The sequence below is a fragment of the Methylorubrum sp. POS3 genome (assembly GCF_043352485.1).
Lineage (GTDB): Bacteria > Pseudomonadota > Alphaproteobacteria > Rhizobiales > Beijerinckiaceae > Methylobacterium > Methylobacterium suomiense.
Map to the genome: position 1 here is coordinate 1,785,597 of NZ_JAPRBT010000001.1, position 14,402 is coordinate 1,799,998.

Annotated in this window: 14 protein-coding genes; 4 read left to right on the forward strand and 10 right to left on the reverse strand. The window is 69.7% G+C overall.

Annotated elements, in window-relative coordinates:
- The first annotated feature begins 28 nt into the window (after nucleotides 1–28).
- Nucleotides 29–1,780, forward strand: a complete 1,752-nt coding sequence (locus tag OWC43_RS08575; protein ID WP_393956355.1) for an ABC transporter ATP-binding protein — start codon at nucleotides 29–31, stop codon at nucleotides 1,778–1,780.
- A 12-nt stretch (nucleotides 1,781–1,792) separates the two neighbouring features.
- Here OWC43_RS08575 and gmk read toward each other — a convergent pair whose 3' ends face one another.
- Both gmk and OWC43_RS08585 read right to left on the reverse strand, forming a co-directional pair.
- A complete protein-coding gene (gmk, locus tag OWC43_RS08580) occupies nucleotides 1,793–2,470 on the reverse strand; it encodes a guanylate kinase (protein WP_393956356.1) in 678 nt (225 codons plus the stop codon).
- A gap of 8 nt (nucleotides 2,471–2,478) precedes the next feature.
- Nucleotides 2,479–3,342 (reverse strand): YicC/YloC family endoribonuclease, encoded by an 864-nt coding sequence (locus OWC43_RS08585; RefSeq protein WP_393958518.1) that lies wholly within the window; start codon nucleotides 3,340–3,342, stop codon nucleotides 2,479–2,481.
- Between the two features lie 312 nt (nucleotides 3,343–3,654).
- Between OWC43_RS08585 and OWC43_RS08590 the strand changes: the two genes are divergently transcribed.
- Nucleotides 3,655–4,200, forward strand: coding sequence for a hypothetical protein (locus OWC43_RS08590; protein WP_137830415.1), 546 nt, complete (start codon nucleotides 3,655–3,657; stop codon nucleotides 4,198–4,200).
- A gap of 95 nt (nucleotides 4,201–4,295) precedes the next feature.
- On the opposite strand, the gene OWC43_RS08595 is transcribed toward OWC43_RS08590, so the two are convergent.
- Nucleotides 4,296–4,514: a hypothetical protein gene (locus OWC43_RS08595; RefSeq protein ID WP_137830416.1), complete on the reverse strand. Its 219-nt coding sequence runs from the start codon at nucleotides 4,512–4,514 to the stop codon at nucleotides 4,296–4,298.
- A gap of 266 nt (nucleotides 4,515–4,780) precedes the next feature.
- On the opposite strand from OWC43_RS08595, the gene OWC43_RS08600 reads away from it, so the two are divergent.
- On the forward strand, nucleotides 4,781–6,589 hold the full coding sequence (locus OWC43_RS08600) for a sensor histidine kinase (protein WP_393956357.1): 1,809 nt from the start codon (nucleotides 4,781–4,783) through the stop codon (nucleotides 6,587–6,589).
- A gap of 109 nt (nucleotides 6,590–6,698) precedes the next feature.
- Here OWC43_RS08600 and OWC43_RS08605 read toward each other — a convergent pair whose 3' ends face one another.
- The 7 genes from OWC43_RS08605 to OWC43_RS08635 form a co-directional block, all read right to left on the reverse strand.
- On the reverse strand, nucleotides 6,699–7,802 hold the full coding sequence (locus OWC43_RS08605; protein WP_393956358.1) for a M48 family metallopeptidase: 1,104 nt from the start codon (nucleotides 7,800–7,802) through the stop codon (nucleotides 6,699–6,701).
- A gap of 8 nt (nucleotides 7,803–7,810) precedes the next feature.
- The gene (locus OWC43_RS08610; protein WP_393956359.1) at nucleotides 7,811–9,088 is read right to left on the reverse strand and encodes a YjgN family protein; all 1,278 of its coding nucleotides are present in this window, start codon (nucleotides 9,086–9,088) and stop codon (nucleotides 7,811–7,813) included.
- A gap of 181 nt (nucleotides 9,089–9,269) precedes the next feature.
- On the reverse strand, nucleotides 9,270–9,500 hold the full coding sequence (locus OWC43_RS08615) for a YbdD/YjiX family protein (RefSeq protein WP_137830420.1): 231 nt from the start codon (nucleotides 9,498–9,500) through the stop codon (nucleotides 9,270–9,272).
- 4 nt (nucleotides 9,501–9,504) lie between these two features.
- Entirely contained in the window at nucleotides 9,505–11,565 is a 2,061-nt protein-coding gene (locus OWC43_RS08620) for a carbon starvation CstA family protein (RefSeq protein WP_393956360.1), read from the reverse strand.
- 157 nt (nucleotides 11,566–11,722) lie between these two features.
- Nucleotides 11,723–12,349: a TPM domain-containing protein gene (locus OWC43_RS08625; RefSeq protein ID WP_137830422.1), complete on the reverse strand. Its 627-nt coding sequence runs from the start codon at nucleotides 12,347–12,349 to the stop codon at nucleotides 11,723–11,725.
- Nucleotides 12,339–13,085 (reverse strand): TPM domain-containing protein, encoded by a 747-nt coding sequence (locus OWC43_RS08630; RefSeq protein ID WP_393958519.1) that lies wholly within the window; start codon nucleotides 13,083–13,085, stop codon nucleotides 12,339–12,341. Before OWC43_RS08630 ends, OWC43_RS08625 begins: the two co-directional genes overlap by 11 nt.
- 46 nt (nucleotides 13,086–13,131) lie before the next feature.
- Nucleotides 13,132–13,767 carry a LemA family protein gene (locus tag OWC43_RS08635; protein WP_393956361.1) on the reverse strand — a complete coding sequence of 212 codons (636 nt, stop codon included), beginning with the start codon at nucleotides 13,765–13,767 and terminating at the stop codon, nucleotides 13,132–13,134.
- A 291-nt stretch (nucleotides 13,768–14,058) separates the two neighbouring features.
- Here OWC43_RS08635 and OWC43_RS08640 point away from each other — a divergent pair, with 291 nt between their 5' ends.
- Nucleotides 14,059–14,385: a SelT/SelW/SelH family protein gene (locus OWC43_RS08640; protein ID WP_393956362.1), complete on the forward strand. Its 327-nt coding sequence runs from the start codon at nucleotides 14,059–14,061 to the stop codon at nucleotides 14,383–14,385.
- The last annotated feature ends 17 nt before the right edge of the window (nucleotides 14,386–14,402 follow it).

The window sequence follows — 14,402 nt, forward strand, 5'->3', positions numbered from 1 at the left end:
AACCAGAAATCAGGCGACACCCCCTCCCATGCTGAAGGATTTCTTCGCCTATTACCGGCCGTACCGGACCCTGTTCCTCGTCGATTTCGGCTGCGCCGTGCTGTCGGGCCTGCTGGAGCTCGGCTTTCCGATGGCGGTCAAGGCGTTCGTCGACGTGCTGCTGCCGCGCCAGGATTGGGGGCTGATCGTCCTGGCGGCTCTCGGGCTCGCGCTCCTCTACGTGGCCAATGCCGGGTTGATGGTGGTCGTGACCTATTGGGGCCACGTGCTCGGAATCAATATCGAGACGACGATGCGCGAGCGCGCCTTCGCGCATCTGCAGAAACTGTCGTTCCGCTTCTTCGACGGGCAGAAGACCGGCCACCTCGTTGCCCGCGTGACGAAGGACCTCGAAGAGATCGGCGAGGTCGCCCATCACGGGCCGGAGGACGTGTTTATCGCCGTGATGACGCTCGTCGGCGCCTTCGCCCTGATGGCGTGGGTCCACCCACCCTTGGCGCTCGCCACCGCCGCGATCCTGCCCGTGATCGCCTTCGTGACGATCCGCTACGGCGGGCGCATGACCCGCAACTGGCAGGCGCAGTACGGTCGCGTCGGCGCCTTCAACGCCCGCATCGAGGAGAATGTCGGCGGTATCCGCGTGGTGAAGGCCTTCGCCAACGAGCCGCACGAGCGCGCCCTGTTCGCCACCGACAACGCGAAGTACCGCGCCGCCAAGCTCGAAGCCTACCGGCTGATGGCCGCCGCCCTCTCGATCAATTACCTCGGCCTGCGCCTCGTGCAGATCGTGGTGCTGCTCGGCGGGGCCTACTTCGTCGTGCGCGGCGACCTGACGGCGGGCGGCTTCGTCGGCTTCCTGCTGCTGGTGGGCGTCTTCTATCGGCCGCTGGAGAAGATCGGCGCCGTCGTCGAGACCTATCCGAAGGGCATCGCGGGCTTCCGGCGGTACCGCGAACTCCTCGCCACCGAGCCGGACATCGCCGACCGGCCCGGCGCCCGGACCGCGCCGCCCCTCAAGGGCGACATCCGCTTCGAGAATGTCAGCTTCGGCTATTCCGCCGACCGGCCGGTGCTGCGCGGCGTCGATCTCGACATCCGGGCCGGCGAGACGGTGGCCTTCGTCGGCCCCTCGGGGGCGGGCAAGACGACCCTGTGCTCGTTGATCCCGCGCTTCTACGAAGTCGAAGGCGGCCGCATCACCATCGACGGCCACGACATCCGCGACCTGACGCAAGGGTCGCTCCGCGGCCGGATCGGCATCGTGCAGCAGGACGTGTTCCTGTTCGCCGGGACCATCCGCGAGAACATCGCCTATGGCCGGCTCGACGCGAGCGAGGCCGAGATCCTGGAGGCCGCCGCCCGCGCCCGGCTCGACGGGCTGGTCGCCTCCCTGCCCGAGGGGCTCGACACGGTGATCGGCGAGCGCGGGGTGAAGCTGTCGGGCGGCCAGAAGCAGCGGCTCGCCATCGCCCGCGCCTTCCTCAAGAATCCGCCGATCCTGATCCTCGACGAGGCGACCTCGGCCCTCGACACCCAGACCGAGCGGGAGATCCAGGCCTCCCTCACCGAGTTGGCGCGGGGGCGCACCACCCTCGTCATCGCCCACCGGCTCGCCACCATCCGGCATGCCGACCGCATCGTCGTGGTGGCCGAGCACGGCATCGCCGAGCAGGGACGGCATGAAGCCCTGCTCGGCCAGGACGGCTATTACCGCCGCCTCCACGCGGCGCAGGTGGGCGATCTGTGGGAGAACGATCCGCCGCGAACGGCGGCCGAGTAGGGGGCGCCGCGCTCAGCCCAGCCTGCCGGCCTCCGCCAGCAACCCGTCGACGAAGGCGGGCAGGCCGGTGCGGCGGCTGCGCTTGAGCCGCTCGGCGGTGAGGATCGCCTGGAGCGAGCGGAAGGACTCGTCGAGATCGTCGTTGACGATGACGTAGTCGTACTCGCTCCAGCGCTGCATCTCGTTGCGGGCATTGGCGAGGCGCCGCTCGATCGTCTCGGGGGAATCTTCCGCCCGCCGCTCCAGCCGCTGACGCAACTCCGAGAAACTCGGCGGCAGGATGAAGACGGTGACGACATCCTCCTGCAGGCGCTGCCGCACCTGGCGGGTGCCCTGGTAATCGATGTCGAAGATCATGTCCCGGCCCTGCGCCAGCGTCTTCTCCACCGGGCGTCGCGGCGTGCCGTAGAAATTGCCGTGGACCTCGGCCCATTCGAGCAGGTCGTCGCGGGCGCGCAGGTCCTCGAACGCCTCGCGGTCGATGAAGCGGTAATGGCGCCCGTCGATCTCGGACGGGCGGCGCGCCCGCGTCGTGACCGAGATCGACAGGTCGAGACCCCAGCCTCCATCGGCGGCGATCGCCCGGGTCAGCGTCGTCTTGCCCGCCCCCGAGGGCGAGGACAGAATCAGGATCAGGCCGCGCCGCCCGGCCCTGGCATCCTGCCCGCCCTCCGTTCGACCTTCCGTCATCCTGCTTCTCACTCGACGTTCTGCACCTGCTCGCGGAATTGCTCCACCACGGCCTTCAAGTCGAGTCCGATCCGCGACAGCGCGATGTCGTTGGCCTTGGCGCAGAGCGTGTTGGCCTCGCGTCCGAGCTCCTGGGCCAGGAAATCGAGCCGCCGTCCGATCGCCCCGCCCGCCGCCAGCAATTCGCCGGCCGCGTCGACATGGGCGCGCAGGCGATCGAGCTCCTCCCGGACGTCGGCCTTGGCGGCCAGCAGCACCGCCTCCTGATGCAACCGGTCGGGGTCGAGGCCGGTGCCATCGGTGAGCGCCGCGACCGTGGCGGCGAGGCGCGCCCGCACCGCCTCGGGGCGCCGGGCCGGGCAATCCTCGGCGGCCTGCGTCAGACGGGCGATCTCGGCGAGCTGGCCCTCGACGATCCCCTTCAGCGTCGCGCCCTCGGACCGGCGGGCGGCGGCGAGGTCGCTCACCAGCCGCTCCGCGCCCGCGGCGAGATCGCGATTCAGGGCCTCGGGGTCGGCGGGCGCCTCCGCCTCGACCTCCACGACGCCCCGCACCGACAGGAGCCCGTCGAGGGTCGCCGGGGCGATGCCGGCGGGTCGCGGCACCCGCGCGACCGAGGCGGCGAGGTCGGCCAGCAGGGCTTCGTCGATGCGGACCCGCGCCGCCGTCTCGGGGCGGGTCAATGTCAGGCCGAGCTGGCACTGGCCACGGGCCAGCGCCTTGGAGAGCGCCGCGCGGGCCGCCTCGCCGGCCGCCTCGAAGCCGTTGGGCACCCGCACCCGGATATCGAGCCCGCGCCCGTTCACCGTGCGGATTTCCCAGAGCCACTGCACGGCGCCGGTGGTGCCGGCGGCGCGGGCGAAGCCCGTCATGCTCGCGATCGCTGCGCCCAATCCGTCCTCCGTCGCGGAACCGGCCTCATCGAGGCCCGGTTGCCCGAATACGCGGTTTGGGACGGACGACGCAACGCGGCGTGAAATCAGACCGCGATTGCGCCGCAGCAATGTCGGGGCAATCGCGACTGCCCAAAAAACATGCACGTTCAAAGCTTGCGCAGAAGCCTCTTGTCGAAGCAGGCGCGAATACTGTGCATCGTCTTGACGCTTATTGCATGAGTTTCTAGCTTTCGAATCGATAGTGATCTCCGGACCTTCCTCGCAGGGGCGGACCCAGCAGGGACCAACATGATGAACCCGTTCGACATCAAGAATCGGTTTCGGGCGCGCCTGCGCGCCGCCGACGCCCAGAAGAACCGCCTGCGTGCCCGCCTCCTGGAAGAAGGCACCCGGGCGCTCGCGCCGGTCACGGAGGCGCTGACGCTGATGGCGGAAGTGCTGGAAGAGGACGGCGTCGATCACGGCCGGATCGTCTGCCCGGTGCCGGAAGTCGATTGCGACGATTTCGTCGGCTTCACCGCCATCCTGCGCAATGCCGCCGACAAGGAGCACCGCATCGGCGTGAAGTACGGCCCGGTTCTCGGAGGACGCAACTACATCGCGGTGACCGGCCTCGGCGCCGAGTACGACGAGCGCCTCGCGACGCTCGCCAGCAATGGCGGCCCGAGCCTCGGCCGCTCGGTGGGCAGCGACGTGCACGTGGAGGCCGATCGGGGCAGCGACCTCGCCGAGGTCCTGCGCGAGATGGTCGAGGATTTCTTCGCGGGCCATGCCGAGCCGGCGATCCGCACCGGTACCGCCGAGGCCCGTGCCCGGCTGGCCCTGGTGCAGTAGCCGGATCGGATCATTCCCGGACGAGGCGGTCCATCCTCGTTTGGGGTGGACCGCGCTGGAGCAGCGTCGCGTCGGCGACCGCTGCCTCCGGCCGATCAGGCTTGCGACACCGTCGCCTTGCGATTGCGGGTGCGGGCCGCGCGGGCCATGGCGATCAACTCGTTGGCGGTGAGACTGCGCAGGGGAAGGTCGTCATTGCCGGGCATCGCCGTGGGGACCCGCTCCGGCTCCTTGGAGGGCGGCGGGGGACGCAGGTCCCGGCTCGGCCAGAGTGCGCGGAAACGGGATGCCTTCCGGGTTGCTGCCTGCGCCATGCCGTCTCCTCGTGCGGGTTGCCGGCACCGACATAATTAAGCTTAGCCGCAAGACCATTCTTGACGAGCGCGCATGTGCTGCTTCGCGGCGAAAAATCCGCCGTCGCGCCGGTCACCTGTCACACCGATGCAAACGCGCCGCGCCGCTCTATGAAATTTGTTTCTTGATCCCGGCGCCATTGCCCCCCGCCACCCTGCGGGCGAAGAAGGCTTGGCCGGTCCGGCCCCGCGCCGTGACCTGGGCGCGAATCAGGGCGCCGTCATTGATGCCGACCGACGCCGAACTGGCCCAGCCGATCCCGTCCCACACCGGGGCGTTCGCCGCGCGCCGCGTCCACCCCCGCTGGCCCCTGCCGGTGCTGCCTTTGCGCCTCCTGCTGGCGCTCGCGTTCGGCACCCTCGGCATCGTCTCGACGCTCGTTCTCGCGCTTCTCGTGCACGGGCAGGCGACCGCCCGGTTGGAGGAGGAGGTCGGCGCGCAGCTCGACGAGCTGACCGCGCATATGGCCCGCACCCTCGATCAGGGGATGTTCGAGCGCTGGCGGGACGTGCAGGTCGCCGCCGCGCTCGACACCCTCCGCGCGCCGGACGTGCCGCTCTCCGCCAAGCGCGCCGTGTTGGAGCGGCTTCAAACGACCTATCCGGCCTATTCCATCCTTCTCTTCACCGACGCGCGCGGACGCATCGTCGCCACCAGCAACGGCCTGCTCGAGGGGGCGGACGTGGGGGCGCGCGACTATTTCCAGGCCGGCCGCGAGCGGCCCTTCGTCGGCGATGTTCACGATGCCCAGCTGCTGGCCAAGCTGATGCCGCAGGCGAACGGCGAGCCGCTGCGCCTCGTCGATCTGGCCGCCCCCGTCCTCGCCCCGGACGGCACCTTCGCCGGCGTCATCGCGGCCCATCTCGATTGGGCCTGGGCGCGGAATGCCGTGGCCGATTTCGAGCGGACGCTGACCCGGCAGCGGGCCGGCACCGAAATCCTGCTCCTGGCCCGCGACGGCCTCGTGCTGCATGGACCGCCCGAGCTGCTCAGGCGGCGGCTGCCGCCCCAGACTCTCGCGGGTACGCGTCACCTCGGCGGCGGCGCCACGTCGAGCATCGGCCCGAAGATCGGCCCCTGGCCGGATCAGGCGGCCCCCTTCCTCTTCGCCACAGAGCCGACCCGCGGCTACCGCGATTATCCCGGTCTCGGCTGGACGGTGGCGGCGCGGATCGATGCCGGGCGAGCGCTCGCCCCGGTGCGGGATCTGAGCAAGGCGATCACGTTCTCCGGCCTCGTCGTGGCGCTGGCCGGATCCCTGCTGGCATGGTGGCTCGCCGGGCGGCTCGCGCGTCCGCTGAACGCCGTCTGCGCGCAGGCCGACCGGCTCGGACGCGGCGAACCCCTCGCCGTCCTCGCGCCGACGGTGGTGAGGGAGATCCGCGAGATCGGGCAGGCCCTCGACGCGTCGGCGCGGGAGCTGCGCCAGCGGGAGACGGCCCGCCGACTTCTCGTGGACGAACTGAACCATCGGGTGAAGAACACGCTGGCCACCGTGCAATCCTTCGCGTTCCAGAGTTTCCGCGGGCTCGATGGCGCGGCGGCGCGGCAGAGGCAGGCCTTCGAGGGACGGCTCCTGGCGCTCTCGGCGGCGCACAACATCCTGACGCGGGAGCATTGGGCCGGGGCCGGCCTGATCGCGGTCGTCGAGGAAGTGCTGCGCCCGTTCCAGGTCGGGGGGACGCCCATTTCCATGTCGGGTCCGGACCTGCGCCTGCCGCCCCGCGTGGCGCTCGGGCTCGGCATGGTGCTGCATGAATTGTGCACCAACGCGGCCAAGCACGGCGCCCTCTCGGTCTCCGACGGCCGGGTTGCGATCACGTGGCGCGTGGGGGCGCCGGAGGGCGGAGTGCGCCGCCTCCACCTCGTCTGGCGGGAAACCGGCGGGCCTCCGGTGGCCGCGCCGACTCGGCGGGGCTTCGGCTCCCGGCTGATCGAGCGCGGCCTGTCGGCGGAACTCGGCGGCCATGCCCGCATCGATTTTCCGGTCGACGGCGTCGTCTGCGAGATCGTGTCGAGCGTCGAGGCGGCGTGAGGCGCAGGCCTGGAGGAGGGTGACGAACGCCGCATTCGCGATTGGGCCCTGAATCGCTCGTTCGCACCGCCTCTTCCGAAAGCCGGTTCCGGCCTTTCGGGCCGACGCTCTAATCGGAGGGTGATGTCCGGTCCTCCGCGTCACAGACGCGTCGCAGGTTTCGCCAATCGCCCGCGCTCAGCAGGGAATCCGTGCCGGCCTTGCCCGCACCGGGCGTCGCCCGGATCGCCGTCGCCCGCTCGGCGGTGTAGGGGTGCGAGCGCAGGAGGCTGGCAAGGCCGCCGGGTTTCTCGTCATTGGCCGAGGTGATGCGCTCCAGAATGCCGGCAAGCGCCCGCCCGTCACCGCCCGCGCGGTCGACGGCGGCGACTGCCGCCGCATCCGCCGCACGCTCGGCCTCGCGTGAGTAGCCCGCCGCGATCGCCGCCTGACCCGCTGCCACCAGCACGGTCGAGCCGGTGAGGTCGCCGAGGACGAGGCTGAGCAGGAACGAGGTGCCGCTCGCCCGGATCAGCGAGCGGATGGGGTCACGCGCCGCCAAGTGCTCGAATTCATGGGCCAGAATCGCGGCGAAGGCGTCGGCGCTGTCGGATTTCTCGATGATGTCGGACAGGACGATCACCCGCCCGCCGGGAAGGGCGAGGGCGTTGGCGATCGTGCTGCGCCGGACGCTCACCTGCGGGGCGACCGGCAGATCCATCGTCCCGGCCAGCCGCGCGACGAGCCGGTCGAGCGCGGTGCGGCCCGCCGGATTCGCACAGAGCGGCGGCGTGCCGAGCAGATCGACGACCTGCGCCTCGACCGCTCGCCCGAGCTGCGCCTCCATGGCCGGGGGAACCTGCGGGGCGAGGCGATCGGCCGCCGCCGGTACGCCGTAGATCGCGATCAGCACCACCGAGAGGCCCGCGGCGACCGACCAGAGTACGAGCCTTACCAGGCCGCCCTCGCGCTCGGTTCGCCTCAGGCCGGGGCTGCTTGTGGCGAGATGCGCGGCGAAGGCCGCATCCTCGAACTCGACGCTGCCGGATGCGCTCGCATGACCGATCCGGGCCAAAGGCGGCGCCGTGTCGGCGGCGCGCAGATCGAGCAGGCTCCAATCGAGGCGGATCGCCTCGCCCACGATCTCCAGCCGCTCCCCGAGGCGCAGCCGCACGGGATGGGCCCGCGCGCTCAGCCCGTCGAAGTAGAGGCCGGTGGTGGTGAGGCTCTCCATCGGTCGCGTCAGAAGCCGATCTCCAGTGCACCGCCGACGTCGAGCGCGTCGGCGAGGCCCTCGTTGAGCTTGCTCGCGGGATTGCGGCGCGATGCCAGCACCGCTTCGAGCGCCCCGACATTCTCGATCTCCGTCGAGCTCGCCACCGCTTCCCAGAGCCGCAGGGTCACCACCCGAACATAGAGCCAAGTCGCCGCCAGCGCGGCGCCGAGATAGACCAGGCCGATGCCCGCGAAGATGGCGGTCTGCTGGCCGAAATTCGCCGTCGGGTCCATGGCGAAGGGCATGAGTGTCGTGACGATGAGGCCGATGGCGGCGAAGAAGCCGATGACCGACAGGAAGTAGAGGATGTAGGGCCAGTAGAACTGGCGCGCCTTCAGATGCGAGGTCAGGCGTGCCTCGCCGAGATGCGTGGCGGCCAGGAAGGCGCGGGTCTCGCGGGCGCGATAATAGGGCATGAGCCCCAGGATCGCGATGATCGCGAAGCCGAGGGCGGCCGTGGTCACGCCGAAATACGTTCTTACGGCGGTGCCGGCATATTTCGGATTGATATCGAGATTCTTCGGCGCGCCGTTCGGATCGGTCACGAACAGCTCGAAGGGTGGGTCGAAGTTCATGGCGTTCAGCAACGCCAGCACGCTCGCCAGGAGCGGTAGGACGGCGCAGAGGTAGAGCACCAGCCAGGGCCGCAGGACCGAGCCCCCGGTGGCGGTCGAGCGCAGGCGGCTCTGCCCGATCAGGGTGTGATCGATGCGGTAGCGTTCGAGGGCGGCGCGCATGAACGGAAAGGCGAGCCCGGCGGTCAGGAGCGTGACGAGCCACCAGAGGCTGGCGCGCCCGACATAGGCCAGCGCCGAACCGTCCTGGCCGAGGCGGATGCCGCGCCAGCGGGTGCGTGAGGCGCGGTAGCGTCGCCCGCGGAAGACCGCGTATTGCCCGAGCAGGAAGAGGAAGACGGCGGAGAGAGCCGGCACGAAGGCCGCGAGCGGCGGCGCCGCGAGACCGAGCAGGAACAGGACGACGTAGACCGGCACCAGGATGGCCAGCGCCACGAGGAAGCCGAGGAACAACTCCTTGCCGCGACCGAGATACTCGGCGGGACTGCCGGCCACGATCGTCCGGCTCCAGAAGAAGCGCCGCAGGTTGGTGATGTACCAGAAGCGGTAGATCGAGAAGGTGACGAGGGAGAGCAGGAAGCCCTTCACGACGATGCCGGTGAGGCCCGCCGCCTTCCGATCGAAGGTGACCGAGCCTGTCCGGCCCGACCGCCCGTAGTCCTGATTCATTCCTGTCCAACCCCCAAACTTGATGTGGCGGCAGACTATCCGAGCTTTGGCAAGATGCACGCGAAAAAACGCCGTCAGCTCCAAAAATCGGAACTGACGGCGCTTCTTTTTATACTCGATATGATGACTGTCCCGGCGGGTATTCTTGAGGTCGATGACCTCAAGGATTGGGATTGCCGCCCTAGCAGCAGCGAAAGCCCGAGGTATTGCCGACGCCGAACCGCGCGTTCTCGCGATTGCGGAAGAACTCACGCTCGGTCATCGGCGCCTGATCCGGGTGGGTCTTCTGGATATGGGCGACGTAGGTGCCGTAATCGCCCTGGCCCACCATGAGGCGCGCGCCGTCGCAGATGCATTTGTTGAACGCCTTCAGGCGATCGCGAAAGTTCTGCGACGAGGCTGGTGCGGTCATGGTGTCACTCCGCCGGGGCGAGCTTGGGATCGGCTTCCAGAGCCGTCCAGCGGTCGCTGCGATAGGCCTTGAGGCAGGCCTTGGCGCCGAACACCACGATCGCCACGACGAGGCACACGAAGAACACGGCGAGCACCGTGTCGACGCGGTCGTTGAAGACGATCTTGTGCATGTCGTCCATGCTCTTGGCCGGGGCCAGCACCTTGCCCTCGGCGATGGCCGCCGAGAAGCGGTCGGCGTGGCTGAGGAAGCCGATCTTCGGGTCGGGGGAGAAGATCTTCTGCCAGCCCGCGGTCAGGGTGCAGATGCAGAGCCAAACGGTCGGGATGATCGTGACGAAGGCGTAGCGCTCGCGCTTCATCTTGAAGATCACCACGGTGGCGAGCGTCAGCGCCACCGCCGCCAGCATCTGGTTCGAGATGCCGAACAGCGGCCACAGCGTGTAGATGCCGCCCAACGGGTCGGTCACCCCCTGGTAGAGGAAGTAGCCCCAGGCGGCGACGCAGAGCGCGGTGGCCACCATGCTGGGCGCCCAGGCCGAGGTGTCCTTGAAGCGCGGCGAGAGCAGGCCGAGCAGATCCTGCAGCATGAAGCGCCCGGCGCGCGTGCCCGCATCCACGGCGGTGAGGATGAACAGAGCCTCGAACAGGATCGCGAAGTGGTACCAGAAGGCCATCATCGCCTTGCCGCCGATGGCGGAGGAGATGATGTGGGCCATGCCGACGGCGAGCGTCGGGGCGCCGCCGACGCGCGAGATGATCGAGTGCTCGCCGACATCCTTGGCGGTCTGGGCGATCGTCTCGGCCGCGATGGGGAAGCCGAGCTTGGTCGTCACGGCCGCCGCGGCGGTCTCCGGCGTGGTGCCGAGCAGGGCGCCGGGGGAGTTCATGGTGAAGTAGATGCCCGGATCGATCACGCTCGCGGCGACCAGCGCCATGATCGCGACGAAGCTCTCCATCAGCATGCCGCCGTAGCCGATGAAGCGGGTGTCCATCTCGTTGTCGACGAGCTTCGGCGTGGTGCCCGAGGAGATCAGGGCGTGGAAGCCCGAGACTGCGCCGCAGGCGATGGTGATGAACAGGAACGGGAACAGCGAGCCCGCCCAGACCGGGCCGGTGCCGTCGACGAACTTCGTCATGGCCGGCATCTGCATGTGCGGGGCGACGACGACGATGCCGAGCGCCAGACCGATGATGGTGCCGATCTTGAGGAAGGTCGAGAGGTAGTCGCGCGGGGCGAGCAGCAGCCACACGGGCAGGATCGCGGCGACGAAGCCGTAGCCGATCAGCATCCAGGTGAGCTGCGTACCGGTGAAGGTGAAGGCCGGGCCCCAGACCGGGTGCTCGTTGATCTGGCCGCCGCCGATGATCGCGGCCATGAGCAGGACGAAGCCGATGATCGAGACCTCGCCGATCTTGCCCGGCCGGATGTAGCGCGCGTAGAGGCCCATCAGGATGGCGATCGGGATCGTGGCCGCGACCGTGAAGGTGCCCCAGGGGCTCTCGGCCAGCGCCTTGACGACGATCATCGCCAGCACCGCCAGCAGGATCACCATGATCATGAAGGTGCCGAACAGGGCGATCACGCCGGGGATGACGCCGAGCTCGGCCCGGATCAGCTCACCCAGCGAGCGCCCGTCGCGGCGCATCGAGATGAACAGGACCATGAAGTCCTGCACCGCGCCCGCGAGCACCACGCCGGCGAGGATCCAGAGCATGCCGGGCAGGTAGCCCATCTGCGCGGCGAGCACCGGGCCGACCAGCGGGCCCGCGCCCGCGATCGCCGCGAAATGGTGGCCGAACAGCACGGTCTTGTTGGTAGGGACGTAGTCGAGGCCGTCGTTGTGGCGGTGGGCCGGGGTCTCGCGCTTGGGATCGAGGCGCATCACCTTGTCGGCGATGTAGAGCGAGTAATAGCGGTAGGCGATCAGGTAGACGCAGACGGCGGCCACCACGACCCACAGGGCGTTGATCGACTCGCCGCGCTGCGTCGCGACGATGGCGAGCGCCGCCGCGCCGAGCGCTCCCACCAGGGCCCAGGGCCCGTGTTTCTGTACCGCGCCCATTGACGCCTCACTCCGTGATGGCCGCATTCTTGATTAAGGCGGCCTTGACGGACCTTGTTTGGCGCAATTTTCTCCCTGAGGCCAGTTGCAGAGGCTACACACTCCGCGATCCTTCAACGGGTACTTCGAGCGCGCTCTTGCAGTCCCGGCAAAAGCCTCACTCCAGCACGATGACGCGGTTGGGCAATTCGTTGCCGGCCTTGTCCCCGGGGAAAGCCGCTTCCAGCACCCCGCCGACCCGCTCCACCGCCACGACGAGGCCGGGCCCCAGTTCGCCGCGTCCGGCCGCCGCGAGGAGATCGCCCAGGACCACGCGCCATTCCCCGTCGGGGATGCGGGCTCGCACCGCCGAATCCGCGACGATCTCGGCGTAGCGCTCGGCCAAGGCGACGTAGATCAGGACGCCGGTGCGCCCCCGCGTGGCGGGGAGCCCGTGCGCCAGGAACTCGTGGCGGGCCGCCGCGCGGGCCCGCTCGTGCCGCCAGGGGCGGGGGGTGAGGGCGATGCGCACCCGCTCGTTCAGCGTGGCAGCCAGCGCCGCGAGCACGCCGCCGGCCTGGGCCAGTGCGATCTCGGCGGCGGAGAGATGCGTCAGCAGGATCAGCGGCCAGGGCAGGGCGAGCGCCACCGCGAGCGCCAGGGCGAGGGCGGGCGAGCGGTAGAGTCCGGCGCGGGCCGCCACCAGCACCACGATTTCGCCCGCCGTGCCGGCCTCGGCCCGGCCGATCGCCCGCGCGATCCGCGCGCGCTCGGCTTCGCTCAGGATCACCGCGCTACCAGTCACCGGAGGCTCCCCCGCCGCCCGACGAGCCGCCCCCGCCGGAAAACCCGCCGCCCCCCGAGAAACCGCCCCCGTCGGAGAAGCCTCCGCCCCAGCCGCCGGATGAGCCGGGGATGAGCACGATGCCGCCGCCGCGCCCGCGCCGCCCGCCGGAATTCATCCGCGCCATGACGAGGACGACGACGATGATGACGAGGATCCAGAACCCGACCGTGACGGGATCGACGCTGTCCTCGCGCACCGGTGCGCGCCGCTGCCACTCCTCGGCATCGCCCGACAGGATCGAGAGGATCGCGTCGATCCCGGCCTCGACGCCGCCGGAAAAGTCGTCCTGCTTGAAGCGCGGCGTGATCGCGGTGGTGATGATGACCTTGGTGAGGGCGTCGGTGAGCGCGCCTTCCAGGCCGTAGCCGACCTCGATGCGGACCTTGCGCTCCGTCGGCGCCACGAGGAGCAGGACGCCGTTGTTGGTCTTGGCCTGTCCGAGCTTCCAGGCCCGGAACAGGCGGTTCGCGAAATCCTCGACGGTGAGGCCCTGGAGCGAGGGCACGGTGGCGACCGCGACCTGATCGCCGGACTTGTCGTCGTGTGCCTTGAGCTTGCCCTCGATCCGCGCCTCCGCCTCCGGCGAGAGGATGCCGGCGCCGTCGACGATGCGCCCGGTGAGGGGCGGCAGGTCGGGCTCGGCGGCCAGCGCCGGCGCCAGGGCAAGCAGCAGGAAGGCCAGCGAGGCCGCCAGCCGGGCGAGGACGCCCTGCGCGCGCGGGTTCACCCCTCGGCCGGGGCTAGAATTTCACGTTCGGCGCGCGCTCCGAGCCGGGCGTCGAGGTGAAGGTCTCCATGGGCTTCGCTTCGGGATAGAACCACGAGGCGATCCAGCGGCCGGGGATGGTGCGGATCTCGGTGTTGTAGGCCTGGACCGACTGGATGTAGTCGCGCCGGGCCACCGCGATGCGGTTCTCCGTGCCCTCCAGCTGCGATTGCAGGGCCAGGAAGTTCTGGTTGGATTTGAGATCCGGATAGGCTTCGACCGAGGCGAGCAGGCGTCCGAGCGCGCCGGAGAGCTGGTTCTGCGCGTCCTGGAACTGCTTGAACTTGGCCGGGTCGTTCACCGTCGAGGCATCGACCTGGACGCTGGTGGCCTTGGCGCGGGCTTCCGTCACCCTGGTCAGCGTCTCCTGCTCCTGCTTGGCGTAACCCTTCACCGTCTCGACGAGGTTGGGGATCAGGTCCGCCCGGCGCTGGTACTGGTTCTGCACCTCGCTCCAAGAGGACTTCGCCTGCTCCTCCAGGCTCGGCACCCGGTTGATCGCCCCGCAGCCCGAGAGGCAGAGCGACAGCCACAGGGCGGCGAGCGCGCTGGCGATCCGGCCGAGCACGGGCGTGCGGATCGCCGCCGGGGGGCTGAGGCTGACGGACATGGGCGGCATCTCTCCAGGGGGCGGGCGTCCGGGAAGCGGGGCCTTGCCGCCGGGAGATAGGTGCGGCGGGCCGCCGCGGGAAGGCGGGGGAGTGAAGATCGGGCGGACGAGGGGATTGGGGCGGGATGCATCGCATATCCCTGCCGCCATTCCGGCCTTGCGGAGGGAAGCCTGGACGAACGGCGGCGGCGCAAGGTGACGTGTTCCCCCGCCTCATCCTGGCCTAACGAACCCGTCGCGACGCGGGCCAACGGTTGACAAGGCCGGGCCGATAGGGCCGCTGTGCCTGCCATGGACGAGGCTTCCGACGACGCAATCCCGTCGCGTCCCACCCGGCCACGGGTCGCGATCACCTATTGCACGCAGTGCCAATGGCTCCTGCGCGCCGCCTGGATGGCGCAGGAACTTCTGTCGACTTTCCGCGACGATCTCGGCGAGGTCGCGCTCCGGCCCGCCACCGGCGGGGTCTTCGCCATCGAGTTCGAGGGGGAGACGATCTGGGAGCGTGTGCGTGACGGAGGCTTTCCCGACGTGAAGACCCTCAAGCAGAGGGTGCGCGACCGGCTCGACCCGAGCCGGGACCTGGGACATGTCGATCGTGCTGCGCACCGATCCTGAGACCCGCGCCGAGGCGG